The following is a 24,867-nucleotide window of genomic DNA, read 5'->3' as shown; positions in this document are numbered from 1 at the left end:
TCACGAGGAGCTGACCGACAGCGTCAGATCCTTCGGCTAGGGTTCCTGGGCATGGGCCACGATCGTCAGGTGGGCAGGGTTCGGCAGCTGTCGCGCTACCCGGTCAAGTCGATGCTCGGGGAAGATCTGGACCAGGCGTACGTGGACGAGACGGGCATCGCCGGCGACCGGGCCTTCGCCGTGCTCGACTGTCTCACCGGCAAGGTGGCCAGCGCCAAGAACCCGCGCCTGTGGCGGGACATGCTGACCGTACGGTCCACGTTGCTGCCTTCCGACGCCACCGGTGCCCCGGCGGTCCGGCTGACCATGGCGGACGGTACGACCGAGACCGTGACGGTGACCGGCCACCGCGACCCGGCGCTGTCCACGATGCTGGGCCGGGACGTGCGCCTGCTCGACCGGGCCGCGCCGGGCGCGACCATCGAACGGATGGACCCGGCCCAGGTACGTACGGAGGACGATCTTTCAAGCGCGCAGACCGGCAGCTCCGTGCTGGCTGCCGGCTCCCCACCCGGTACGTTCTTCGACTTCGCGCCCCTGCACCTGATGACGACCGCGACGCTGGCCGGCCTCGCGGCCCACTCGGGTCGGCCGGTCGACGCCGGCCGTTTCCGGCCCAACATCGTTGTCGAGGTGCCCGACCCGGGCGCCGGCTTCGTCGAGAACCTCTGGCCGGGGCGTCGGCTGCGGATCGGCTCCGACGTGGTTGCCGAGGTCGTCGTCGCGACCCCACGGTGTGTGGTTCCGGCGCTGCGGCATGGTGAAGGCGAGCCGGATGTCGCGCTGTTGCAGGTGCTGAGCCGACACAACCGCCTGCGTCTGGCAGGCGTCGGCGTTCTGCCGTGCGCCGGGGTGTACGCGCGCCCGCTGGAGTTCGGCGTCATCCGCTCCGGTGACCCGGTCGAGTTTTGCTGACCGTTCCCGTAGTGACCTGCGTGGACAGCGCCGGCAGCGCGATCAACACCGTTCATGGTCGGCTTCACCTGGTAGGACCAGGGCTACGGGCTCGCTGGTCCAAGATTCGCCAGGTACACCTTGATGATCTATAGGGGACTGTGACTGCTGTCACAAGTATGGGACTTTAAGTTGGCGCCTCACAAGGGTGCCACCTGCGCGTCCACAGCTGGCTCCAACATCATCCGGTAGCGGTCCGGTGACCCAGGGTTGACGAACCCAAATAGGTCGTTGACTATGGCAATGGCGGTTCAACAAGCAGGGTGTAGGCCACCGGCCGCGCCGAGCCGCTGTTGTCAATGCTGCTGTTCTCGCAGCACCAGCCTCCGTCCTCGCTATTCCAGAAGTCTGGAAATGACGCGTGGATTCGAAAGCAACCGGAATGGTTGCTCGACAAAGAGGAGTTTGCCGCATGGGTGTGCCTGGTAGAACCCGTATTCCCCGGGGTGCTCGGCGCCTCGGTGTCATCGCGCTGGCCGTGGCTGTCGCGCCCGTCCTGTCCGCCACCGGGGCCACTGCGGGTCCGGCCGAGGTGGAGACCAAGCCGACCCGGGTCGCCGGCTCAGATCTGGGCACCAGCAGCTCGCTCGCGCCGGTGCAGCTGCCGGGTGACAAGACCGCCCGCACCTACTCGCCCGCGCAGCTCAAGGCGTTCGAGCGCACCGGCGGAGACCCCGACGTGCTGGCGTACTGGACACCGGAGCGGATGAAGGCGGCCAAGCCGTTGGACGCGCCCGGCGACGCCGTGTGGGTCGAGAACACCGCGCGGGCCATCGCCAGCAAGACGCCCACGGTCGCGACCAAGCCGGTGGCCGCCACCATCGCGACGAAAGAGATCGCCGCCCCGGATCCGGTGACGAACTTCTCGGTCACCAACGGCAAACTGTTCATCGGTGGCTACGAGAGCGGCTCGTGGTGCTCGGCGTCGGCGGTCGCCACCTCGTCCAAGCGGGTGTTGATAACTGCCGGCCACTGTGTCCACAGCGGCCAGGGTGGTGACTGGCTGAGCAACCTCGTCTTCGTGCCGAAGTACAACGCCTTCAACGCCGACCACGACCCGGTCGGTCGGTTCCAGGCGTACCGGTTGCGGACGTTCAACGAATGGATGAACAACAGCAACCTCAACCGGGACGTCGGCTGGGTGACCACGTTCTCCGGTGGCGACTGGAACACGACGGTCGTCGCCACCGTCGGCGGGCACGGCCTCGCCTACAACGGCGGCACCGAGTTCGACGTGTCGATTTTCGGTTACCCGAGCAACCGCGACGGCGGGGACAAGATGTGGGCCTGCTGGGGCACCGCCGTCGACAACAGCATTTTCGACGACCGGTCGAAGATCACCTGCAACTTCGGCGGCGGTTCCTCGGGTGGTCCGTGGATCTGGAACTACAGCAACGCCAACGGCCTCGGCTATGTCCGATCGGTCATGTCCACCGTTGACGGCAGCGGAGTGAACCGGGGGCCGTACTTCGATACGGCGGTCCTCGACGGCACGAACGCCGCCAACGGCGACTGGTAATCTGAGTCGATGCTGACGCGACGACCGCCTCGACTGACAGCCGTACTGCTGGTCGGGGCGGTCGTCGCGCTGAGCGCCTGCGGCCCGGCGGCCGAGCCCGGCGACGACGGCGACGGCGACGGCACCACCGCCACCCAGGCGCCGGACGCCGCAACGAGCCCGGGGGCGCTGCCGGTCCGCGACGACCTGATCGCGCCGCAGGTCGTCGCCTGGCGCACCTGGCGCGCCGTTGACGACCGTACGCTCGAATTCACCGTGACCGCCGGTCCCGTCGACTGCTACGGCGCCGAGCCGCAGGTGCAGGAGAGCGAGACGGCGGTGCGCGTCCAGATCCGGGTGGGCCGGCTGCCTGAAGCGGCCGACCAGGAGTGCCCGGCGATCGCCCTGGAATCGGCCGTCCTGGTACGCCTGGCCGCCCCACTTGGCGACCGCGAGGTCGAGCAGCTGGACTGACACCCGCTCCCGTGCCCCGGGTCGTCGCGCGTGGCGGCCGGGTCGAAGGCCGGGCCTACCATCGGGGCCATGGCACTGACGGGGGACGACGTCGACCGGTTCGAGGCGGCCCGGCCGCGCCTGGCGGCGATCGCCTACCGCCTGCTCGGCTCCGCCAGTGAGGCCGAGGACGCCGTACAGGAGACCTTCCTGCGCTGGCAGGCCGCCGACGTCGACCGGATCGACGTCCCCGAGGCGTGGCTGACCAAGGTCCTCACCAACCTGTGCCTCAACCAGCTGACCTCCGCGCGGGCCCGCCGCGAGACGTACGTCGGTCAGTGGCTGCCGGAGCCGCTGCTCGCCGGCGACCCGCTGCTCGGCCCGGCCGACACCGCCGAGCAGCGCGAATCCGTCTCGTACGCCGTCCTCACCCTGATGGAGCGCCTGACCCCGCAGGAGCGGGCCGTGTACGTCCTGCGGGAGGCGTTCGACTACCCGCACCGCGACATCGCCGGCATCCTCGGCGTCTCCGAGGCCGCCAGCCAGCAGCTCCTGCACCGGGCCCGGCGGCACCTTGCCGACGGCCGGGCCCGCACCGAGGTCGACCGGGTCGCCGCCCGGCGGGTCGTCGAAGAGTTCCTGGCCGCCGCCACCAGCGGTCGGATCGAGCCACTGGTACGCCTGCTCACCGGCGACGCCGTCTCGATCGGCGACGGCGGCGGACACGTCCCGGCCCGCGCTGTGCCGGTTGTCGGAGCCGTCGCGGTCGCGAAGTTCCTGCGCGGCCTGTTCACCCCGGGTGCGGCAAAACGCGCCCTGCTCGGCGGTTCACCTGAGGTGTACGCCTGGACTGCCAACGGTGACCCGGCGGTCGTGGTCGTCATCGACGGCCGGGTCATCGGCGTCATGTGCCTGCAGGTCACCGCCGACGGTGTGGCCGTGGTCCACAGCCAGGTCAACCCCGACAAGCTGCACCGGGCCACCGCGTCCTGGACCGCCGCCGATCACGGGGAACCGCTGTTCACCGCCTTCTGACCACCGTGTGAGGTGCTTCACGCCGCTGTCGCGTCAGCAACCGCGGGGCTGCCCGGTTCAGGTGGTGTCACACCCCGTGCAGACAGACAGGAGCAGGACATGCGGCACCGCATCGTCGTCCTCGGCGCCGGATACGCCGGCGCCATCGCCGCCGGCCGCCTCGCCCGGCGGCTCGACCCCGCAGACGTCGCCATCACCGTCGTCAACGCCGAGACTGACTTCGTCGAACGCGTCCGGATGCACCAGCTGGCGACCGGCCAGGACCTCAAGCCCCGACCGCTGCGGGAGATGTTCGCCGGCACCGGCGTCGAGCTGCGGATCGCGAAGGTCACCGGTGTCGACGTCGACACCAGGACGGTCACGGTCGCCGCCGGCGGCAGCACCGGTGGCACCGACGAGATCGGCTACGACACCCTTGTCTACGCCCTCGGTAGCGGCTGGAACCCCGGCGACGTCCCCGGCGTCGCCGAGCACGCCGCCGAGATCGCCAGCCGGCCCGGCGCGCTGCGGCTGCGGGACCGGCTGGCGCGGCTTGCCGCCGGTCAGTCGGTCGTCGTGGTCGGCGGTGGCCTGACCGGGCTGGAGGCCGCGACCGAGATCGCCGAGGCCCGCCCGGATCTCGATGTCGCCCTCGCCGTGCGCGGCGGCCTCGGCGACACCCTGTCGCCGAAGGGCCGCGCGCATCTGCGCAAGGTCCTCGCCGGGCTCAACATCACCGTGTACGAGCACACCGCCGTCACCGGCGTCGCCGCCGACCGGGTCACCACCACCACCGACGGCACCATCGCGGCCGCCGTCACCGTCTGGACCGCCGGCTTCGCCGTCCACCCGATCACCCGTACGACCGGATTGCAGCTTGCCGACAGCGGCCAGATCGTCGTCGATGGCACCATGCGCTCGGTGTCGCATCCGGACGTGTACGCCGTCGGCGACGCGGCCTGGGCGACCGGATCCGGCGGCAAGCCGCTGCGGATGTCGTGCGCCTCGGGCACCCCGATGGCGTGGCAGGCCGCCGACTCGATCGCAGCCCGGATGACCGGCGGGAAACTGCCGAACGCGCCCCTGCGCTACTTCAACCAGTGCATCTCGCTGGGCCGCCGGGAGGGCCTGATCCAGTACGTCACCGCCGACGACCGCGCCAGGCCGGCGGTGCTGACCGGACGCCTCGCCGCCGGCTACAAGGAGCTGGTCTGCAGGGGCGCCGCGTGGGGCGTCGCCAACCCGACGCTCGGGCTGCCGACCCGTCGCCGCCCCACCACCCACCGCGCCACCCACCCCGGTGCCGCCGCCGGCTCCGTGGTCGACACCTCGGCGTGACGCCACACGCCCCCGGGACGCTCACCGGGTAGCGGTGCTGTCCGGCCGCCCGGCGTAGTGAGTCGGCGCGGCCGGGCGGGCCAGGCGGGCGCGCACGGCGGCGGCGTCCGGATGACCGGCCTGCTCCATCAGCACCAGCGCCGCCGTCCAGCTTTCCCGGGCCGGGTCGACCTCGCCGCAGGCGTACCGGACGTCGCCGAGGTCGACCAGGGTCTCCGCCTCACCGCCCCGGTCACCGATCGCGCGGAACAGCCGCAACGCCCGCTCGTGGCAGTCGACCGCCGGGCGATGCGCACCCGCCGCCGCCTCGGCGCAACCGGCGGTACGCCAGTTGGTCGCCGCCCCGTGCCGGTTGCCGAGCTCGGTGTTGATCGCGAGCGCCTGCCGGCACAGCTCGCGGGCCTGGTCGGGCTCGCCGAGCCGGATCCAGGTCCAAGCGATGTTGTTCATCGCCCGCGCCTGACCGGTCAGGTGCCCGGCCTGCCGGTACAGCTCCAGCGAGCGCAGGTCATACTCGAGGGCCTGCGCGTCGTGGCCCTGCCGCTCCCGCAGCCGAGCGAAGTTGACGTTGGTCTGTGCCTGGTTCGCCCGGTCCCCGACGGCCATGAACCCGGCCAGCGCCTGCGCCAGATGCTGGGCCGCCTCGTCGGTGCGGTTCAGCTGGGTCAACGCCCGACCCAGGTTGCGGTGCAGGTGCGCCTGCGCAGCCGGGTCGCCCAGCCGCACCGCCGACGGCAAGGCGGCACCCTGCACGGTCAACTGGTCGTGCCAGAGTGCCCGCAGGTTGACGTAGCTGGTCAGGCTCCAGGCCAGCTCCCAGGCGTGCCGGTCCCAGCCGTCGCGGGCCGCCAAGTCGACCGCGCCGACCAGCACCCGGTGTTCGGCCACCAACCAGCGCATCGCCGCGGCGCCGTCGGCCAGCGCCGGCACCACCACCCCGTCAGCCGGGCAGTCCAGCAGGATCGGGTCCCGGTGCGGGTACAGCAACCGGTCGGCGGCGTACGCGGTGTGCAGCAGGTGGTCGAGCAGCCGCCCGGTCGCGGCCCGCCGCCGCGCCGCCGGTTCCCGCGCATCGGCCAGCTCGGCGGCGTACGCCCGCAGCAGGTCGTGCAGCACGTACCGGCCGGGGGAGTGCTCGGTGACCAGGCTGGCGCGGGTCAGCTCGGCCAGCAGCCGCCGGGCGGCGGGCACCGGGACACCGGCCAGGCTCGCCACCGCCGGCACCGTCAGCTCCGGTCCGGGATGCAGCCCGATCAGCCGGAACAGCCCGGCGGCAGCCGGGTGGAGCGCCCGGTACGACCAGGAGAACACCGCCCGTACGTCGGCGGCCGGGTCGCCGCCGTCGAACGCGTCGAGGCCGGGACCGGCCTCGGTCAGCTCGCCGGCCAGGTCGGTGAGGGTGACCGCCGGATTCACCATCACCCGAGCCGACGCGACGGCCAGCGCCAGCGGCAGCCGGGCACACCGGGTGACGATCTCGTCGGCGGCGGACGGCTCCGCCCGTACCCGGGCCTGCCCCAGCCGGGTCGCCAGGAACCGCCGCGCCTCGGCGGCGGTGAACAGGTCGAGAGCGACCGGCCGGGCCCCGTCGACGGCGACCAGCCCGGTCAGCTGGCCCCGGCTGGTCACCACGGTGACGCAGCCCGGCGCGCCGGGCAGCAGCGGGCGGACCTGTTCGGCGTCGCGCGCGTTGTCCAGCACGATCAGCATCCGCCGGCCGGCGACCAGGCTGCGGTAGCGGGCGGCCTGCGCGGCCAGCCCGATCGGCATCCGCTGCGGTGCGACACCGAGCGCGGCCAGGAATCCGCGTACCACCTCGGCCGGGTCCAGCGCCGCGCCGGCCGGGTCGAAGCCGTGCAGGTTCGCGTACAGCTGTCCATCGGGGAACCGGGCGGCGGCCCGGTGCGCCCAGTGCAGCACCAGGCTGCTCTTGCCGACCCCGGCGGTGCCGGCGACCACCGCCAGCGGCGTCCGATCCTGGTCGTCGATCGGCAGCGCGTCCAGCTCGGCGAGGGCGGCGACCCGGCCGGTGAAGCAGGCCGGGGCGGCCGGCAGCTGGCACGGCACGTCGGCCGCCGGCTCCTTCGCCGCCGCCGGCTCTCTTACCGCCCCCTGCCCCGGCGCGGCGCGTGGGGCCGGAGGCAGGGCCGCCGGGGGTGCGGTCGCCGTCCCCAGCGCCGGGTCCGCGGTCAGGATCCGGTGGTACGTCTGCCGCAGCGCCGCCGCCGGGTCGGTGCCCAATTCATCGGCGAGCCGGGTACGGACCACCTGGTAGTGCCGCAACGCCTCGGCCTGCCGGCCCGCCCCGTACAGCGCCCGCATCAACTGACCGGCGATCCGCTCGTCGAGGGGATGCTCGGCGGCCAGCGCGGTCAGCTCGCCGAGCAGGTCGGCGTGCCGACCTGCCGCCAACCGCAGGTCGATCAGGTCCAGCTGGGCGGCGAGCCGGTCGGCGGCCAGCGCGGTGCGTACCGTGTCGAGCCAGGCCGACTCCAGGGTGCCGAACGGGGTACCGCGCCACAGCGACAACGCCCGGGCCAGCAACGCCGCCGGATCTTCGACGGTAACCGACGTCCCGCCGGTCCGCGCGGCGCTCGTGCCGGCCCTGGCCCGTCTGACCAGCTGGCCGAACAGGTGCAGGTCGACCAGGGCCGGATCGACCCGCAGCAGGTAGCCGCCGGACCGGCGGACGATACGTACCGGTTCGGCCGGGGCCAGCACCTGCCGCAGCCGGGACAGGTAGCCGGCGAGCGCGTTGCGGGCCCGCTGCGGTTGCCGGTGCCCCCAGACCCGGTCCAGCAGCCGGTCGGTGGGGACCAGCCGGTTCGCGTCGACCAGCAGTGCGGTCAGGACGCAGCGTTGCCGGGCGTGCCCCAGGTCGATGTCCCGGCCGCCGACCCGCACCGTCACCTCACCGAGGACCCGCAGCTCGACGTCGGTCTGTGCAGTGTCCACCTCGGCAGGATGCTCCGTGTTTCGTGGCTGAGCAGCCTATTTAACGACTACCGAAACAGTTCCGAAGGTCCATCGGTCACTGTCTGGATCGACGGCACACGCCAGTCATCTCGATCAATCCGAAAAGAGGAGCGATGAACACGAAACACCGTCGCACCGGTCTGCGCGTGGCGGCGCTGCTCGCCACCCTGACCGTCGGTGCGGCCGCCCAAGTCGTCGCGACCGCGCCAGCCGCTGCGGTCAGCGGCCTGTTCCGGACCACCCACCTGGCCACCGCGACGGACTCACAGTCACCGAAGTTCCGGGCCGCCGAATGCCCGGACGACACCCGGGTGATCGGTGGCGGGGCCCGGGTGAGCGGGCCGGCCGCCGGATCGATCCGAATCAGCGCCCTGCAGCCGGTCAGCGGCCCCGGCCAGACCGACCGGTACGAGGTCTGGGCGGACGAACCGCCGGGCGGCGTCAGCGGCAACTGGGCACTGGAGGGGTACGCCATCTGCGCACCGGCGGACTCGGTGCCCGGCTACACCATCGTCCCCGGCAACTCCACCTACTCCTCGTCGCCGACCCGCAGCACCGCCGCGGGCTGCTCGGGCAACTGGCGGGTCACCGCGTACGCCATCTGCGCGAGCCCGGTGGGAGCGGCGGCCGAAGGGTCGGTGCAGACCGGGGTCGCCTCGGCGAACCACACCTGCTCGTCCAGCACCGAGGACGTGCATTCGGTCGGCGCGGCCACCGGACCCGGTGCCTCCGGGCAGACGTTCCTGAGCTCGCTCTACCCGAACGCCGGTCTCAGCACCGTCAACCTCACCCTGACCGGTGTGCCGACCGATGGTCTGGCGATTCAGGCGATCTGCGCCTGACCCGACGGCCACGGTGACCCCGGGCCGGCGGAGCCGACCAATCTCACCGGACGAACCGAACCGATGGGCCGCAGGAGGCATCCGCCGCCTGCGGCCCACCAGGGATCCCTCGTATTTTCCTCAGCGCCACCTCAGACGTCATTGGGAATCTACGGAGGTATCACCCAAGCGAAGTGACGGTCGCGGTCGCGGTCGAGCGACGGAGTAGGCTGCCGGCCCGTGAGCCTCTTGCGCAAGTCGGGAGTCCTCGACCGGGATGTCCCCGTCACCTCGGATGACCATCCGAGCACGGTGACGGAGAAACCGGATCGGCCCGGCTGGCTGCGACGGCACCGACGTTGGTGGTATCCGCTGGTCGTGGCGCTGCTGCTGGGGCAGATGGCGGTCGCGATGGTCACCACCGCGGTGGCGCAGGCGCCGACCATCGACGAGCCGGTGTACGTGGGTGCGGCGGCGCTCTACCTGCAGGGCGGCGGTCTGCAGGTCAACCCGGAACATCCGCCGCTGGGCAAACTTGTCATCGGGGCCGGCCTGGCGTTCGCCGACCCGTACATCGAGCCGTCCTTCCAGGGCAACCAGACGGACCTCGGGCGGCACGTGCTGTACGAAGCGGGCAACGACGCCGACCGGCTGCTGCTACTGGCCCGGCTGCCGATGATCGGGCTGACCCTCGCGTTCGGGCTGGTGGTCCTCGCGTTCGCCCGCGACATCACCGGCCGGGCCGGTGCCCTGATCGCCCTGGCGGTGTACGCGTTCACGCCCGACGTGATCGCGCACGGCTCGCTGGCCACCCTCGACGTACCCACCGCCGGGTTCCTGCTGACCTCGGCCTGGCTGCTGTGGCGGGCCCGGCGCCGACCGTGGCTCTACCTGCCGTTGGCCGGCCTGGCGCTCGGCGCGGCGCTGGCCACCAAGATGAGCGCGTTGGCGGCGGTGCCGGTGCTGCTGGCGCTGGCCGCCTGGTCGGTCCGGCACGCCCGGCCGGTCTGGCCGCCCCGTCCGTCCTCGCCCCGGACCCGGCGGTTCGTCGTCGCCGGCGCGGCCGCGACCGCGATCGGACTCCTCGCGTTGCTGACCGTGTGGGTGAGCTACCTCGTCGTCGACCCGCGGCTGCAGACGGTGCCACCTGGCTCGGTGCCGACGATCGGCGGGCTGCGCGGAACAGTGGTCGACTGGCTGCCGTTTCCGGAGTCGTTCCGCGACGGCATGCGGATCCAGTTCGGCTTCGAGGACTGGAAATGGGGCGGGTACCTGTTCGGTGAGACGTACTCCGGCCACCGGTGGTACTACCTGCCGGCCGCGCTGCTGGTGAAGACGCCGCTCGGAGCACTGGCGCTGTGGCTGGTCGGCGCGGCCGCGATGCTCTCGGTGCCCCGGCTGCGCCCGGCCGCCGGCTACCTGCTGGCACCAGCGGCCGTACTGCTGGCCGTCGCGATGACCGGCTCCCGCGACCTCGGCGTCCGATACGCGATCGTCGTCCCGGTCTTCCTGGCCGTGGCAGCGGCGGCCGTGACCGCCGTGCGGTGGCCGGCCGCCGCCGCTCGGTACGCCCGGCCGGCCGCGGTGGCGCTGGTCGCGCTGGTCGCGGTCAGCTCGGCCCGCGCGTTCCCGTTCTACCTGCCGTACGCCAACGAGGCGTTCGGTGGCCCGGCCCGCACCTACCACCACCTGCACGACTCGAACGTGGACTGGGGGCAGGACCTGGCGCGGCTGGCCGACCGGCTGCGGCAGCGGTACCCGGACGAGCGGGTGTGGCTGGCCTACAAGGGTGCCGGCGTGCCGGAGTACTACGGCATCACCGCCACTGATCCGCGCGAGGTGCCGCCCGAGGAGGTACACGGTCTGCTGGTGGTGTCGAACACCTGGGTGGCGACCACCGGCGGTGAGTTGCGTGAGCTGATCGACAGCAGCGAGCCGATCGACCAGGTCGGTCACTCAATCACCATCTTCCGCCGCTGACCCGGCGACCACCTGTCCCGATTCCACATCACCGATTGGCGAACGTCACTGCATCTGGCGCTGATCGTCCGTACGGCCTCGGAACCAGCGCCGAACGGCGGAGGTGTGGCGCCGGTGTTCTTTCCTCTATGTTCGATCGGGTGGTCCAGCGTCGAAAGGAAACCGTATCTTGACGTCCTCTGCGGCGAACCGCCTCGATCGGGCGGTGCGACTCTTCGAGTTCCTGGCGCGGGCACAGCAGTCGGTCGTCTCGGCGCCCCGCACGGTCGACAGTTACGAGGAGGTTGCCTGGACGCGGAGGATGCCACGACACTCCGCCGTGCACTTCGCGCACTGGGACGCCACGCCAGAGCCTGGTGACGAGGTCGGCCACATCGATCGGATCGATGTGGTCCGGCCGCCCGCCGTCGGCGAGGCGCTGCGCCGCTGGTTGACCCCGGGCATCGACGATCCGCAGATCACCCCGCAGCTCAGGGCGGAGATCCCGGATCCAGGCGGGGAGCCGGACGAAGACGGCAACCCTGCGGTGTCTCGTCTGGCTGAGCACCCCGACATCGAGGACGCCTACCGGTCATGGCTGATCCGCTGGGAGACTTGGTCGGAGCGGGAACGTGTCGATCAGCCGGTGCGTGAGGCGTACGGCACGCTCTTCTCGATGCAAGCAGCGGCGGCGAGCAATCCCGAAGAGAAGGAGCTGGTCCTCGCCGTCGGATGCCTCACCTGGAAGCCAGCCGACCATCCGGCCGTACGGCGGCACCTGCTCACCGTACCGGTCACGATCGACCTCGACCCGGTGACCGGCACACTGCACGTCAACGCCGCCGAAACGGCCGACCCGCTGCGCCTCGAACTCGACATGCTGGATTCGCACCTGACGCGATCACGGCACATCGGCGAGGTCCGGGAATCTACCCGGACCTTCGCCGACCATCCGCTGAACGTGGCGACGATCGGCGAGCTGTTGCAACGCGTGGCGCACAGCCTCGACCCGGACGGCGGCTACCTCGAGACGGAATTGCCCGGCAGCGGCGGTCCCGCGCGGCCCGAGGTGACCCTGGCGCCCGCGATCGTCCTGCGTCGGCGCAGCCACGGGCTGGTCGAGGTGCTGGAGCGCATCCGCAAGCAGTTGATCGACGCGGCTTCCGTGCCGGAGGGGATCCTGCCGCTGGTGGATCCGGATCACCGTCCGGCGACCGAGACCGACCCGACGCCCGGCGCGGTGGTCGCCGTCGACGACGAGTTCTACCTGCCGCTGCCAGTGAACGACAAGCAACTGAAGATCCTTCAGCAGGTGGATCGGCACGCGCAGACCCTGGTGCAGGGCCCGCCCGGCACGGGCAAGACACACACCGCCGCCGCGTTGCTCAGCCATCTGCTCGCCCAGGGCAAGCGGGTCCTGGTCACCGCGCAGACCGATCGTGCGCTCAAGGAGGTACGCACGAAGCTGCCGGAGGCGATCCGGCCGCTGTCGGTCGCGGTCGTCGGCGCGTCGAGGGAGGACATGGCGGACCTGAAGGTCGCGGTCAACACGATCTCGCAGCACGCCATCGACTTCGACGCCGACGAGTCCGACCGGACCATCGCCCGGCACCTCGACGCGATCGACCAGCTCCGGCGTCAGCGTGCCCAACTGCACCAGCGGCTGGTCGACGTGCGGGCCGCCGAAGTCGCCCGGCACGAGCAGGGACCGTACCGGGGCACGCTGGCCGCGATCGCCGAGGCGCACCGTCACGCCGGAGAACGGTACGGGTGGATCCACCCGTGGGCACCGGCAGCACCCGGGGACGAGCCCCCGCTGACCCGGACCGAGATCACCGAGTGGTTGCGGCTGCTGCGCGACCAGCAGTTGATCGCGGACGAAGCGTCGTCGCGGGCCACGCTGGCCGACCCCGCGCGGTTGGCCCCGCCGGCGGACTTCGCCGCTGCCGTCACCGCCGAACAACAGGCCCGCGCCGCCCACGACGCGCGGCACGACAGCCGGCAACATCCGGCGTACGTGGTGGTCAGAGCGCTGCCTCCGGCGGCCCGGACCGCGCTGCAGCAGGATCTGCACCGCCTCGCCGACACCGCCGACGACCTGGCGCGACGACGCGAACCGTGGATGGCCGACGCGTTGGCCGATATGACCTGCGGCCGGGGACAGCTGTGGCACAACCGGGCCGCGCACCTGCAGCAACTGGTGGCACAGGCCGAACCGCAGGTGCGTTACCTCGGCATCACCGACGTGCAGGTTATCGGCGTGCAGGACGGCGGCGTGCCCCAGGCCGGGCCGGACGTCGCCCAGCTCGTGTCGCTCGCCCACCACCTGCGCGAGCACCTCGCGGCCGGCGGCAGGGTCAAGCTCGCAGCCGACGGCACGCCGGTGCTGAACCTGCTCGCCGCCAAGCCGGTCAAGGCGGCTCGGGAGCTGTTCAGCCGGGTCCGCGTGGACGGTCGCCCGCCGACGACGGCCGAGGCCGTCGACGCGTTCCTCGCCTGGGCACAGGCCACCCGGCTGCTGACCGCTGCCGACCGCGCCTGGCCGGCCACCGTCGTCGTCCCGCCCGAGGACACCTTCCAGGAACGGCTGACCTGGCACCAGACCGAGCTGAGTCAACTGCAGCGAGTTCTCGCGCTCGGTGCCGGGCTGACCGACCAGGAGCACCGGCTGGCGGCCGCACAGCTACCCCGCCCACAGTGGTCGGATCTTTCGGCGGTACGGGCCTACGCCGCGTTGGTGGACTCGGCCGCCGCCGACGACCACCTGGCGCGGACCCGGACCGCCGTGGACGCCATCGGGGAGCCGGTCGTCGCACTGAGCCATCAGCCGACCGCCGCTGCACCGCTGCGCGAGCTGGTGGAGGCGGTCGCCGCCCGGGACGTGGGCAGGTACGCCGCCGCTGTCGCTCGGCTCACCCGACTGACCCAGGTGCGTGAGCTCGTCGACCGTCGGGACGCGCTCGGTTCCCGGCTGCGGGCGGTGGCGCCCCGCCTGCACGACGCCGTCGTCACCGACTGCGCCGACGACAGATGGGACGAGCGCCTCGACGGCTGGGACGACGCCTGGGCCTGGGCGGTCGTCGGCGCGTGGCTCGCCGACCGGCAGATCACCGATCTCAACCGGCTGCAGTCCGAGATCGGTGAGCTCGAGGGCCGGATCCGGGGCCACGTCGAGGAGCTGGCCGCCGCCCGCGCCTGGCGACATGCCGCCTCGCCGGACCGGATCAGCGGCTCCGCCCGGGCCAACCTGCAGCAGTACGGCCAGCTCGTGCGAGGGCTCGGCAAGGGTACCGGCAAGTACGCCCATCAGCGTCGCGCCGAGATCCGCCAGGCCATGGACCGCTGCCGCCCGTCGGTACCGGTCTGGATCATGCCGATCTACCGGATCGCGGAACAGCTGCAGGTGCAGCCGGACATGTTCGACGTCGTCGTCGTGGACGAGGCGTCACAGGCCGGGCTGGCCGCAACGTTCCTGCAGTACCTGGCGCCGAAAATCGTGGTGATCGGCGACGACAAGCAGGTCTCACCGAGCGGGGTCGGCGTCGACCAGCAACATCTGCGCGACCTCGCGGACCAGTACCTCGGCGACGACCCGTACCGGGCGTCGTGGCAGGACCCGAAGCGGAGCCTGTTCGACGAGGCCAAGATGCGGTTCAGCGGCCTGATTCCGTTGACCGAACACCGCCGCTGCGTTCCGGAGATCATCAACTTCTCCAACCGGATCGCGTACGAGCCGGAGAACATCCGGCTGATCCCCGTCCGTCAGTACGGGGCCGACCGCCTCGAACCGATCCGGCCGGTGCACGTCGGGAACGGTTATGTCAGCGGCACCAGCAACAAGGTCAACCCGCCGGAGGCCGAGGCGGTCGTCGCGCAGATCGTGGCCTGTGCGCAGGACCCCCGCTACGACGGTCTCACCTTCGGCGTGATCTCGCTGCAGGGAGTCCATCAGGCCAAGCGGATTGAACGGCTGCTGCTGGAACAGCTCGATCCGGCGGAATGGGAGCGCCGGGAGCTGCGGTGCGGCGACTCCGCCGATTTCCAGGGATCCGAACGCGACGTCGTGTTCCTCAGCATGGTCGCGGCGATGGAGGACGGCGTACGGATCGGCGCCGCCACGGCCGAGATGTACGTGCAGCGCTACAACGTCGCCGCCTCCCGCGCCAAGGACCAGATGTGGGTCTTCCACTCGGTCCGACTCAGCGACCTTGGTAATCCCGAGGACATGCGTTACCAACTGCTTGACTATTGCTACGGCGTGACTGCCCGCCCGAGCGAGCACGACGGCACCCCACTGCCGACCGAGGTGCCCGAGGACCGGCCGGTCGCACCCTTCGACTCACTGTTCGAGCAGCGTGTCTACAATCGGCTCGTCGCCGCTGGCTTCACCGTCGTGCCGCAGTTCGAGGCGATCGGCTATCTCATCGACCTGGTGGTGATCGGTCCGAACGGACGGCTCGCGGTCGAGTGCGACGGCGACGCCTGGCACGGGCCCGACCGCTACGAGGCCGACATGGCCCGGCAGCGGGAACTGGAGCGCTGCGGCTGGGAGTTCTTCCGTATCCCGCAGTCGTCGTTCGTCGTCGACGAAGCGGCGGTGTTGCAGGATCTGCGGGCGGCGCTGGACCAGCGGGGTATCCGCCCGTCCGGCTGGGCGGCGGCAGCCGAACCGGCGCGCGAACCAGTCAGCCAGGCGGGACCGGACGAGCGGGCGGAACCGGTCGGACTGGCGGAACCGGTCGGACTGGCGGAACGGGTCGAGCGGGCGGAACCGGTCGAGCGGGATCTGGACCCGGCGCCTGGACTCAAGCCGTACGAGATCTTCCAGGGCGCCGCCCCGCGCGCCGAGACTCCGCCGCCGCCGGGGATGCAGGAGGCCATACTCGCCATCGTCGCCTGCGAAGGCCCGGTGACCGGCGGGCGGTTACAGATCGCGTACGTCCATGCAGCCGGTGGTCAGCGCGTCAGTCGGGCCTCGGCAAGTGCGATCAACAAGGCGGTCACTGCAGCGGTACGCAGAGGTCTGCTCGTCCGGGACAGCCCCCTCGGCGAGACCGGAGTCCAGCCGAGCACGTATCGGCTCGCCCATCAACCGCCGGCACTGCCCCGGGCGCTCGGTCCACGCACCTTGGAGGAGGTGCCGCCCGCCGAACTCGCGCAGGTCATGACCGGGCACGCCAGCGTCCTCGGCTGGCACCAGCCGGAGGCCGTCTACCGGGCCACCCTGCAGACCTACGGCGGTAAGGCGCTGACCGCCACCGCCTCGGCCCGGTTGACGAAGGTTTCGCCGCTGGCCCGCTTGGTCACCCGTCGCTCGTCGGACAGCTGAGCAGCCCCGTTCGATGATCAATGAAGGTCGTGAGCGACCCGGGCGACCGCCAGCCCGGCCGGTGACGTCGCGTCCCGCCGCCACACCAGCTCCAGATCGGGGGCGGGCAGCTCGTCGGTCAGCCGGAGCACCACCCCATCCACTGTGGGTAGCTCGGCGAGTGATCGGGGCACCAGGGCGAAACCGTCAAGGTCCGCCAGCCCGATCCGGCGCCACCCCAGCTGCTCGCAGTCGACCACCTCGACGGCCACACCGGCGCGGGCGCAGGCGGCCAGGATCGCCGACCAGTAGCGGGCGTCAGCTCCTCCGGTGGCAGACTCAGCTGGCCGTCGGCCAAGTCGGCCAACCTGACGGTGTCCGTCCCGACCGCGTCCGACCCCACCGTGGTACGCCCGGCCAGCGGATGCCCGGCGTCGACCACCGCTACCGGAATGCGGGCCAGTGCTCCGGCCTTCAGACCGGGGGTGAAGGCCCGCGCTGGGAGGGCCGCCAGGGCCCGAGCAGTGCCCTGAGCCAGACGGTTCTGCCGCTCAATGTACTGCTTCACGATGCTTGGTGGCGCGCCGCCGACGGAGCCGGCGAAGTACGAGCCCGACCAGAACTTGTTGGCCCGGTGGTAGTGGCGTGCGAGGTCGGGGAACTCCTGCCGGAGGCGGCGCGACGAGACGCCCTTGAGCGAGTTGGTCACCCCGGACCAGCGGTATCTGATCGTCGCGGCCCCCGGCTGCACGGCCCGTCGACGGCCACGACCTGCTGTTGGTCAACTTCCAGTACGGGGCGACCGATCCGGTGCTGCCGTACACGGTGGTCCGGATAACCGCTCGCTGGTGACGATCCGCCGCCCGGCCCCACTCCCGTACCACCCGGCGTGGGACCGGGCGGTCCGTCGGGTCCACGCACCAGGTCAATAGATAGACGTCCATATATTCTGCCGGGTATCGGGCGAGGCTGACTCCGCGCGTCGCTCCGCCTGATCACGAGGGCGGCTTCACGGCAGGTCCGGTCCGGGAGGTAACGCGGCGGCGACCTGTTCGGCGTACCGCCGGGCCTCGACGTCGTCGGCGTAGCGGCGGCGCGGCCAGAAGAAGCCGCGCAGCCCGTCGCCCCTGGTCCGGGGCACCACGTGGGTGTGCAGGTGCGGCACCGACTGGGACACCCGGTTGTTGATCGCGACGAAGGTGCCGCCCGCGTCCAGGCCAGCCTCGACCGCCGCCGCGACCCGCTGCACCAGTGAGAAGTACCCGGCCAGATCGGCCGGCGGCAGGTCGGTCAGGGTGACCACGTGCGGGCGCGGGCTGACCAGCACGTGGCCCGGGAACACCGGCCGGGTGTCCAGGAACGCCACCCCGGCGGGGGAGTCGGCGACCCGCCACGCGGGGGACTCCCCGGCGATGATCCGGCAGAACACGCACCCGTTCACCGGCGCAGCCTAGCCCGGCTGGTGCTCGACCAGCAGGTTCCACCGCACGTCCGCGCCGGCCTCGACCCGGATGGTGGCCGGGCCGCCCGGGTGGTCCTGGTCGACGTTGCGGATCTTCGTCACCTCGTCGGCGGGGCACTGCAGCTCGAACCGCATCCCCGGGTCGAGGAACACCGCGAGGTCGGCAGCTCCGCTGGCGGCGGCGGCATCCCCACGGCCGCCGCTGACGCAGTCGAGGCTGACCGACAGCAGGCCCGGCGGGATCTCGACCGTGCCGACCGAGACCGGGCCGCTGGTGGCGGCCACCGAGGCGACGGGCCGGGCGTCGGCCATTGGGTCGGGCAGCGGCGCGATCGGCGGTGCGGGCGCGACCGGCGGCGGCTGTGCCGCTGACCGCTGATCGACCGGGTCGGCGCTGGTGGCGGACGGGCCGGTGTCGGCTTCCGACGGATCGGCGGTGCAGGCTGCGGTGCCTGCCCCGATGGCGACGACGGTGAGTACGACGCCGAGCGCCGCGCGGACATGACTCATTCGTACCGTTGCAGAATCTGTTTCATCTGATCGATCTCCTCCTGCTGCGTCTCGACAATCTGTCCACACAGCTCGATGATTTCCGGGTCGGTGATGTCCGACCGCTCGCAGACCAGGATCGCCCGCGAGTGGTGCGGGATCATCGACTTGAGGAACTGCTCGTCACCGATGAAGCTCTCCTGCCGGCCGAAGTAGAACGCCACCCCGAACAGGACGACGAACCCGACCGCCAGGATCACGTTCAGCGTCAACGCGACGCCCAGCCGCAGGTAGCTCCGGTTCATCATCGCCAACTTCCACCTCGTCGGGCAAGATTGCGGCGATCCGCGTGATTCGCCGCTACCTTCGCCTACCCGCCCTGACGGTGCGGTAACACCCGGGACGGCGTCCTTCGTCGGACGCCGACGGTCAGCAGGTAGCCGATCATCCAGAGCTCGCCGACGGTGGCCGGCACCACGAGCAGGTCGGCGACGACCTGGGCGTCGGGTGTGAGGTAGAGCAGGAACCCGCTCGCGAGGTAGCAGAGGCCACCGATGACGAGCACCCAGCCGAGTGGTCGGGGCATCCAACGTGACCGGATCACACACCTGCCCATCGGGATGAGCCACAGCCCGAAGAACAGGTTGCCCACCCCCCACAGGTTGCCGCTGACCAGATAGAGAGCCTGGACGATCGGCGCGGCGTCGCCGATCGGCTCGCCCGCGACCTCGACGGCCGTGGCGAGCATCGCCGCACTGCCCATGATCGCCACCGCGTTGACCAGCCCGAACGCGCCGATGCTGCCGGCGGCGAGCGGGTCGGCGATGCGGAAGAGACGGTAGAACCAGACGGCGGCGAGCGCCTGGGTGACAACGACGCCCAGCTCGAGCGCGACGCCGGCGCGGGCGAGCGTCTCGTGCCCTACCAGGTTGCCCAGTGTCGCTGCGGGGTCGCCGGCGATGACCAGCTGGGGTCGGACGATCAGAAAGCCGAGCATGGCGGTGATGCCGAGGCCTAGATAGAACACGCCGGTCAGCCGCGCCGTGCGGACCAGATCGCTCATGGGTGTTTCCCTTCTCGTCCGCCGGGCGTCCGTCGACGCGACCGGCTGTCTTACGCTGTAAGGCAGCCTAACTTACGGTGTAAGGCATGGGCAAGCGGAGACCCCCGAGGGGACCGGGCCTTGTGCTGGCACGCGACCTTGTGACGGCTCACTACCCTGAGGCCCGGCGACGCGACGGAGAATGTGATGTCTCTGCTGGAACACCTGCCGACCATCCTCGCGGTGGTCGTCGGCGGGGTGCTCACCTACGTCGGCACCGGGATCACCGAGCGCAACCGGTGGCGCCGGGAACAATCCGTGCGGTGGGACGCCCTGCGGCTCGCCGGGTACGTCGAATTCGCCGCCACCGCCAAGCAGATCGCCTTGCTCGCCTCACGGGTGCTGGCCAGCCGCGGTCTGGTCACCGCGATCAGCCCGATCGGCCGTGAGGAAGGGCTGGCCCGGCTCGGACAGGCCGAGTCGGACCGGTCCGTGTGCTTCGAGTCGATCCTGCTGCTCGCCGACGGGCCGACCATCGCCGCCGCGCAGGCCCTCACCGAGACGTTGTGGAGGCTGGAGGCATTTGCCACCGGTGACGAACCAGTCGACGAACAGACCTGGCGGGCCGGGTTCGTCGACTACCGCCGTGCCCGGGCGCAGTTCTACCAGGTGGCCCGGCTCGACATGGGGGTGCGGGCAGTGCAGATCCCGATGAACGCGATCGCCTCCCGCGACGCCCGCCCACCGGGATCGCTCGCCGCCACCGGCACCGACTGACCGCTTGGAACTGCCGCTCAGCAGCGCAGGTCGAGCCAGACGAGCCGGTGGTCCGAGGTCGGGAACCCGCCGGGCAGCGCCGGGTCGTAATCGCCGACCAGCCGGAACAGTGGATCGTCCGGCGTCGGCCAGAAAACCCCGCTGCCCGCCGTCTGCAGGCGGCGGCTCGGCAGCAGGTAGTCGACCCGAAGGTTGCCCGGCGTACCGTCGGCGAAGTCGGCGGTGTCGTAGCGGGAGTCGCCCTCGTGGGTCAGGTTCGCCCCGCCCTGGCGCTGGCTGGCAGCCGGCCCACCCGCACTCGTCGGCGGCCGTCGGTCGTCGACCAGTGGATGCCCGGTGACCTGTCGAGCCGCTCCCGGGATGCCGTCGCCGTCGTACGGGTCGGAGTTGAGGTCACCGGCGATGACGAACCGGGCACCGGGGCGCAGCCCGCCGCGTCGGCCCCGGTCGTCGTAGATGTAACCGGACCGGGCCGGGACGACGTAGTCGGCCCAGAACCGGATCTCGTCGTGGTTACGCCGGCCGTTGCGGTCCTCCGGGCCGTCGAAGACCGGCGGCGTGGGGTGGCTGGCCAGCAGATGCACGGTCTGCCGGCCGATCCGTACCGGTACGTCCCAGTGGCTCTTCGACGGCAGCCGCACGTCCGCGAGGACCTCGGGGGAGTACCAGTCGGCGGGCTCCGGGGTGTCCGGGTCGTCCGGCAGCAGCGCTCCCGGCATGTCGCGCCAGCGGAACGTCTGGAAGGTGCGCAGCGACCGCCGGTCGATCGGGTGACGCGAGTAGACCGCCATGCCGTACTGGCCGGGGAACAGTCCGAAGCCGTACGCGTCGTCCGGGCCGCCGACCGTACCGTCGCGGTTGAGGTCGTGCCCGGACGGCACGCCGGTGTTCGACGGGGCGCTGAACCGGTACGGGTAGTGAATTGGCCTGGCCCCGCCCTGGCCGCGGGACAGGTAGTTGCGCTGGAACAGCTCGACGGCCCGCCCCTCGCCGTCGTGGTCGAACTCGTTGATCAGCAGCACGTCGGGGCGGACCCGCTGGATGATCTCGGCGACGTTGGCGGCCTGCGTATCACCCAGAGTGGACAAATCGGCCACCAGTCCGCCGTCGACGCCCCGGTTGAGTGAGGCGTTGAAGGTGGCGAACCGGACGCCGCCGTGCCCACCGGCCGGTGTACCGCCTGCCGTCGCCGTCCCGGGCGCCAGCCCTGCCGCCAGACCGGTGGCGATCATCGCCATCAGAGCGGTCACCGTTCGTGTCCGTACTCGCTGTGTCACCGTGCCACCCTCCGGTCGTGTGGTGACCAGTTAACCGGATCTATGTGACGGTTCGGCGAATGATCTCCGAACGTCCGGGCGTCGGCCGTCCGGCCGTACCGCGATGGTCAACTACCGCGCTACCCTGAGAGCGCGGTCGTCGATGCCCGCCGGTCCACCATCGCGGTTCCACCCACCAGTACGATGTCTCGCGGAGCGCCGAGCGCTGGTGGGCACTTCCGTTCGGACATCAGACAGGGCCGGCCGGTCGGCCGGTTCAGGGGAGAGACTAGCCTCATGGGCGTGACACGCCGCGCAAAGATCGTTTGTACGCTTGGCCCCGCGACCGCGTCCCCGGAGCGTATCCGTGGGCTCGTCGAAGCGGGCATGGACGTGGCCCGGCTGAACTTCAGCCACGGCAGCCACGAGGACCACCAGCAGGTGTACCAGCTGGTCCGGGAGGCGGCCCAGGTCGCCGGCCGGGCGGTCGCCGTGCTGGCCGACCTGCAGGGCCCCAAGATCCGCCTCGGCCGGTTCGCCGACGGGCCGCATGAGTGGCGCACCGGCGACTCGGTCGTCATCACCAGCGACGACATAATCGGCAGCCGGGAGCGGGTCTCCTGCACCTACCGCAGGCTGCCCCAGGAGGTTCGCCCCGGGGACCGGCTGCTGATCGACGACGGCAAGGTGGCCGTCGAGGTCAGCGCGGTGGACGGCAACGACATCCGGGTGCTGGTCGTCGAGGGCGGGCCGGTCTCCAACAACAAGGGCATCTCGCTGCCGAACGTCGCGGTCAGCGTGCCGGCCCTGTCGGACAAGGACACCGACGACCTGCGGTTCGCGCTCGGCCTGGGCGCCGACTTCATCGCCCTGTCATTCGTCCGGTCGCCCGAGGACATCAAGCTGGTCCACGCGATCATGGACGAGGAGGGGGTTCGCCGACCCGTCCTGGCCAAGGTCGAGAAGCCGGAGGCGGTCACCCACCTGGAGGCGATCGTCGACGCCTTCGACGGGGTGATGGTGGCCCGGGGTGACCTCGGCGTCGAGTTGCCGCTCGACGAGGTGCCGCTGGTGCAGAAGCGCGCGGTGCAGCTGTGCCGGGAGAACGCCAAGCCGGTCATCGTCGCCACCCAGATGCTCGACTCGATGATCGAGAATGCGCGGCCGACCCGCGCGGAAGCCTCCGACGTCGCCAACGCGGTGCTCGACGGCACCGACGCGGTGATGCTCTCCGGCGAGACCAGCGTCGGCAAGTACCCGGTGCTCACGGTCAGCACCATGGCCAAGATCGTCACGACGACCGAGCACGGCTCGATCTCGGTGCCCCGGCTGCAGCACGACCCCCGTACCCACGGCGGTGCGCTCACCTCGGCCGCGTCGCAGATCGCCCGAGCGATCGGCGCCAAGGCGATGGTCGCCTTCACCCAGACGGGTGACACCGTGCGTCGGCTCTCCCGGCTGCAGTGCGAGCTGCCGCTGCTGGCTTTCACCCCGGTCGCCGAGGTGCGCGACCAGCTTGCCCTCTCCTGGGGGGTGGAGACCTTCCTGATGCCGTTCGTGCAGCACACCGACGACATGTTCCGCCAGGTCGACCAGGCACTGCTCGGCCTCGGGCGGGCCAATCCCGGCGAGTACGTGGTGATCGTCGCCGGCAGCCCGGTCGGCACCCCTGGCTCCACCAACACGCTGCGGGTGCACCAGCTTGGTAGCCTCGTCGACGCCGCGGCGGCCCGGGCGTTGCAGTGACCGGTGATCCGGTCGGCGGGCAGGCCGCCGTCGACCAGTTGCTCGAGGTGCTCGACCTGACCCGGACCGGGCCGTCAGCGTTCCGTGGGACGAGCCCCAAGGTTGGGCCGCAGCGAATCTTCGGCGGCCAGGTCGCTGGTCAGGCGCTGGTAGCCGCCGGGCGAACCGTCGACCCGCAGCGGCTGGTGCACTCGCTGCACGGCTACTTCGTCCGTCCCGGCGACGGTGCCGAGCCAATCGACTACGAGGTGGAGAACATCCGCGACGGCCGGTCCTTCTCGGTCCGCCGCTCGGTGGCGTACCAGCACGGCAAACCGATTTTCTTCATGTCGGCGTCCTTTCACCGGCCCGAGGACGGGCTGGACCACCAGGCGCCGCAGCCACCGGACGTCCCGCCGCCGGAGGCGGTGCCGACCATGGTGGAGCGGCTGGCTCGCTATCCGGAGCGGCTCGGTGTCTGGGCGGTGATCCCCCGGCCGATGGACGTGCGGTACGTCGGCGAACCGGGTCTGGTCGCCCCCGGGGACCGGCCGGCCGACCCGTACCAGCGGGTCTGGATCCGCGCCGCCGGCAAGCTGCCCGACGATCCGCTGTTGCACGCCTGCGTACTCACCTACGCCTCCGACCTGACCCTGCTCGACTCGGTGCTGTCCGTGCACGGCGAGGTCTGGGGTCCGGGCGGGGTGATCGGGGCCAGCCTGGACCACGCCTTGTGGTTCCACCGGCCGTTCCGGGCCGACGAATGGTTCCTCTATGACTGCTGGAGTCCGTCGGCCGCCGGCGGGCGCGGGCTGGCCACCGGTCGGATGTTCACCCGCGACGGCCGGCACATCGCCAGCGCTGTGCAGGAAGGACTGGTCCGGCGGGTCGGCGGGTGACCGGGCCGCCTGCCTGACCGGCGCTCGGACGGCGGTGACCAGGGTAGATGACTGACGACGCGGTCGGCCGGTCTGATAATGGAAACAGTGCCGTAACCTGAGAGGTATGCGTCTCTCTGCCCGGGTCGACTACGCGCTGCGGGCCGCCGTCGAGCTGGCGGTCGCGGCTGCGGCGTCGGCGCGGGTCGTGCTGACCGCCGAGCAGGTCGCCCGGGCCCAGGGCATCCCGCCGAAGTTCCTCGAGGGAATTCTGCTGCAGTTGCGCCGGGCCGGTGTGGTGCAGGCCCAGCGCGGCCCGGACGGCGGCTACTGGCTGGCTCGCCCCGCCGAGCAGATCAGCCTCGCGGAGCTCATCCGGGTCATCGACGGCCCGCTCGCCCACGTGCGGGGGCACCGGCCGGAGGAGCTCGGCTACCAGGGTGCGGCGGTCGCGCTGCAGGACGTCTGGATCGCGTTGCGGGCCAGCGAGCGGGAGATCCTCGAGTCGGTCACCGTCGCCGACGTCGCCACCGGCAAACTTCCTGAGCGGATCCGGGATCTCGCGGCCAACCCGCGCGCCTGGACCTGACCGCCGCACGGCCGTCCGTGATCTGCTCCCGGCCCGACATCCGGCCCCTCCGGCCGCGGCCGGCTTCGTCGGCGTGCTTGACAACAGCACCGGCCCCCGCATTCGAAGCCGATAGGTTCGATCTCTCAAGTAGGTGTGCTGTGCGAAAGCTGCCGGTATTCGCCCTCGTCGGACTGCTCGCCGGAGTCGGATGGGCCGGGATCCTGCTGGCCCTCGGGGGGTACCTGCTGATCCGATTCGCCCGGCCGATCCCGTCCCGGCGGGTCAGCCGGCCCTTGCGCAGCCGGTTCCTCACCCCGCTCGGGCTGACCGCCGGCTTCCTGATCGG

19 protein-coding genes and 1 pseudogene are annotated in these 24,867 nt (G+C 71.4%); 12 read left to right on the top strand and 8 right to left on the bottom strand.

What is annotated here, in order from left to right; all coding sequences use genetic code 11:
* Positions 1-69: 69 nt before the first annotated feature.
* The 5 genes from ACFHWU_RS00445 to ACFHWU_RS00425 all read left to right on the top strand — a co-directional run bounded on the left by ACFHWU_RS00445 (position 70) and on the right by ACFHWU_RS00425 (position 5,257).
* On the top strand, positions 70-915 hold the full coding sequence (locus tag ACFHWU_RS00445; RefSeq protein ID WP_416589550.1) for an MOSC domain-containing protein: 846 nt from the start codon (positions 70-72) through the stop codon (positions 913-915).
* A gap of 517 nt (positions 916-1,432) precedes the next feature.
* Positions 1,433-2,473: a trypsin-like serine peptidase gene (locus tag ACFHWU_RS00440; protein WP_416555617.1), complete on the top strand. Its 1,041-nt coding sequence runs from the start codon at positions 1,433-1,435 to the stop codon at positions 2,471-2,473.
* Between the two features lie 9 nt (positions 2,474-2,482).
* Positions 2,483-2,926, top strand: coding sequence for a hypothetical protein (locus ACFHWU_RS00435; RefSeq protein WP_416589549.1), 444 nt, complete (start codon positions 2,483-2,485; stop codon positions 2,924-2,926).
* 69 nt (positions 2,927-2,995) lie between these two features.
* The gene (locus tag ACFHWU_RS00430) at positions 2,996-3,940 is read left to right on the top strand and encodes an RNA polymerase sigma-70 factor (protein ID WP_416555613.1); all 945 of its coding nucleotides are present in this window, start codon (positions 2,996-2,998) and stop codon (positions 3,938-3,940) included.
* Positions 3,941-4,039: 99 nt separating this feature from the next.
* Complete coding sequence (locus ACFHWU_RS00425; RefSeq protein WP_416589548.1) at positions 4,040-5,257, top strand: NAD(P)/FAD-dependent oxidoreductase; 1,218 nt, start codon at positions 4,040-4,042, stop codon at positions 5,255-5,257.
* Positions 5,258-5,278: 21 nt separating this feature from the next.
* Here the strand turns inward: ACFHWU_RS00425 and ACFHWU_RS00420 are convergent, their stop codons facing one another.
* The gene (locus tag ACFHWU_RS00420; RefSeq protein ID WP_416589547.1) at positions 5,279-8,212 is read right to left on the bottom strand and encodes an AfsR/SARP family transcriptional regulator; all 2,934 of its coding nucleotides are present in this window, start codon (positions 8,210-8,212) and stop codon (positions 5,279-5,281) included.
* A gap of 134 nt (positions 8,213-8,346) precedes the next feature.
* Here ACFHWU_RS00420 and ACFHWU_RS00415 point away from each other — a divergent pair, with 134 nt between their 5' ends.
* The 3 genes from ACFHWU_RS00415 to ACFHWU_RS00405 all read left to right on the top strand — a co-directional run bounded on the left by ACFHWU_RS00415 (position 8,347) and on the right by ACFHWU_RS00405 (position 16,342).
* On the top strand, positions 8,347-9,075 hold the full coding sequence (locus ACFHWU_RS00415) for a hypothetical protein (protein ID WP_416589546.1): 729 nt from the start codon (positions 8,347-8,349) through the stop codon (positions 9,073-9,075).
* A 291-nt stretch (positions 9,076-9,366) separates the two neighbouring features.
* Positions 9,367-11,034 (top strand): ArnT family glycosyltransferase, encoded by a 1,668-nt coding sequence (locus tag ACFHWU_RS00410; protein WP_416589545.1) that lies wholly within the window; start codon positions 9,367-9,369, stop codon positions 11,032-11,034.
* A gap of 169 nt (positions 11,035-11,203) precedes the next feature.
* Entirely contained in the window at positions 11,204-16,342 is a 5,139-nt protein-coding gene (locus ACFHWU_RS00405) for an AAA domain-containing protein (protein ID WP_416589544.1), read from the top strand.
* Between the two features lie 17 nt (positions 16,343-16,359).
* Here ACFHWU_RS00405 and ACFHWU_RS00400 read toward each other — a convergent pair whose 3' ends face one another.
* The 6 genes and pseudogenes from ACFHWU_RS00400 to ACFHWU_RS00375 all read right to left on the bottom strand — a co-directional run bounded on the left by ACFHWU_RS00400 (position 16,360) and on the right by ACFHWU_RS00375 (position 19,335).
* A complete protein-coding gene (locus ACFHWU_RS00400; protein WP_416555645.1) occupies positions 16,360-16,593 on the bottom strand; it encodes a hypothetical protein in 234 nt (77 codons plus the stop codon).
* Positions 16,594-16,865: 272 nt separating this feature from the next.
* Positions 16,866-17,036: pseudogene (locus ACFHWU_RS00395) on the bottom strand (IS200/IS605 family transposase); the annotation flags it as partial.
* Between the two features lie 294 nt (positions 17,037-17,330).
* A complete protein-coding gene (locus tag ACFHWU_RS00390) occupies positions 17,331-17,762 on the bottom strand; it encodes an HIT family protein (protein WP_416555601.1) in 432 nt (143 codons plus the stop codon).
* A 9-nt stretch (positions 17,763-17,771) separates the two neighbouring features.
* Positions 17,772-18,293, bottom strand: a complete 522-nt coding sequence (locus tag ACFHWU_RS00385; RefSeq protein WP_416568704.1) for a hypothetical protein — start codon at positions 18,291-18,293, stop codon at positions 17,772-17,774.
* A complete protein-coding gene (locus ACFHWU_RS00380; protein ID WP_416555598.1) occupies positions 18,290-18,580 on the bottom strand; it encodes a DUF305 domain-containing protein in 291 nt (96 codons plus the stop codon). Before ACFHWU_RS00380 ends, ACFHWU_RS00385 begins: the two co-directional genes overlap by 4 nt.
* A gap of 62 nt (positions 18,581-18,642) precedes the next feature.
* A complete protein-coding gene (locus ACFHWU_RS00375; RefSeq protein WP_416589543.1) occupies positions 18,643-19,335 on the bottom strand; it encodes a DUF4386 domain-containing protein in 693 nt (230 codons plus the stop codon).
* A gap of 186 nt (positions 19,336-19,521) precedes the next feature.
* Between ACFHWU_RS00375 and ACFHWU_RS00370 the strand changes: the two genes are divergently transcribed.
* Complete coding sequence (locus tag ACFHWU_RS00370) at positions 19,522-20,091, top strand: hypothetical protein (RefSeq protein WP_416589542.1); 570 nt, start codon at positions 19,522-19,524, stop codon at positions 20,089-20,091.
* Between the two features lie 17 nt (positions 20,092-20,108).
* Here the strand turns inward: ACFHWU_RS00370 and ACFHWU_RS00365 are convergent, their stop codons facing one another.
* Positions 20,109-21,341 carry an endonuclease/exonuclease/phosphatase family protein gene (locus ACFHWU_RS00365; protein WP_416555592.1) on the bottom strand — a complete coding sequence of 411 codons (1,233 nt, stop codon included), beginning with the start codon at positions 21,339-21,341 and terminating at the stop codon, positions 20,109-20,111.
* Between the two features lie 303 nt (positions 21,342-21,644).
* Here ACFHWU_RS00365 and pyk point away from each other — a divergent pair, with 303 nt between their 5' ends.
* From pyk to ACFHWU_RS00350, 3 genes are all read left to right on the top strand, one after another.
* Positions 21,645-23,093, top strand: a complete 1,449-nt coding sequence (gene pyk / locus ACFHWU_RS00360) for a pyruvate kinase (protein WP_416555590.1) — start codon at positions 21,645-21,647, stop codon at positions 23,091-23,093.
* Complete coding sequence (locus ACFHWU_RS00355; protein WP_416555588.1) at positions 23,090-23,971, top strand: acyl-CoA thioesterase; 882 nt, start codon at positions 23,090-23,092, stop codon at positions 23,969-23,971. Before pyk ends, ACFHWU_RS00355 begins: the two co-directional genes overlap by 4 nt.
* Before the next feature lie 106 nt (positions 23,972-24,077).
* Entirely contained in the window at positions 24,078-24,539 is a 462-nt protein-coding gene (locus ACFHWU_RS00350) for an RrF2 family transcriptional regulator (protein ID WP_416555586.1), read from the top strand.
* The last annotated feature ends 328 nt before the right edge of the window (positions 24,540-24,867 follow it).

This window comes from Micromonospora sp. LOL_015, from assembly GCF_048060275.1.
Classification (GTDB): domain Bacteria; phylum Actinomycetota; class Actinomycetes; order Mycobacteriales; family Micromonosporaceae; genus Micromonospora_E.
This window is presented reverse-complemented; position numbering and strand designations above follow the sequence as displayed.

Bases quoted from the DNA above. Each gene is read 5' to 3' on its own strand.
- ACFHWU_RS00435 (WP_416589549.1), top strand. From the start codon at position 2,483: ATGCTGACGCGACGACCGCCTCGACTGACAGCCGTACTGCTGGTCGGG.
- ACFHWU_RS00430 (WP_416555613.1), top strand. From the start codon at position 2,996: ATGGCACTGACGGGGGACGACGTCGACCGGTTCGAGGCGGCCCGGCCG.
- ACFHWU_RS00425 (WP_416589548.1), top strand. From the start codon at position 4,040: ATGCGGCACCGCATCGTCGTCCTCGGCGCCGGATACGCCGGCGCCATC.
- ACFHWU_RS00415 (WP_416589546.1), top strand. From the start codon at position 8,347: ATGAACACGAAACACCGTCGCACCGGTCTGCGCGTGGCGGCGCTGCTC.
- ACFHWU_RS00385 (WP_416568704.1), bottom strand. From the start codon at position 18,293: ATGAGTCATGTCCGCGCGGCGCTCGGCGTCGTACTCACCGTCGTCGCC.
- ACFHWU_RS00380 (WP_416555598.1), bottom strand. From the start codon at position 18,580: ATGATGAACCGGAGCTACCTGCGGCTGGGCGTCGCGTTGACGCTGAAC.
- ACFHWU_RS00375 (WP_416589543.1), bottom strand. From the start codon at position 19,335: ATGAGCGATCTGGTCCGCACGGCGCGGCTGACCGGCGTGTTCTATCTA.
- ACFHWU_RS00370 (WP_416589542.1), top strand. From the start codon at position 19,522: ATGTCTCTGCTGGAACACCTGCCGACCATCCTCGCGGTGGTCGTCGGC.
- pyk (WP_416555590.1), top strand. From the start codon at position 21,645: ATGGGCGTGACACGCCGCGCAAAGATCGTTTGTACGCTTGGCCCCGCG.
- ACFHWU_RS00350 (WP_416555586.1), top strand. From the start codon at position 24,078: ATGCGTCTCTCTGCCCGGGTCGACTACGCGCTGCGGGCCGCCGTCGAG.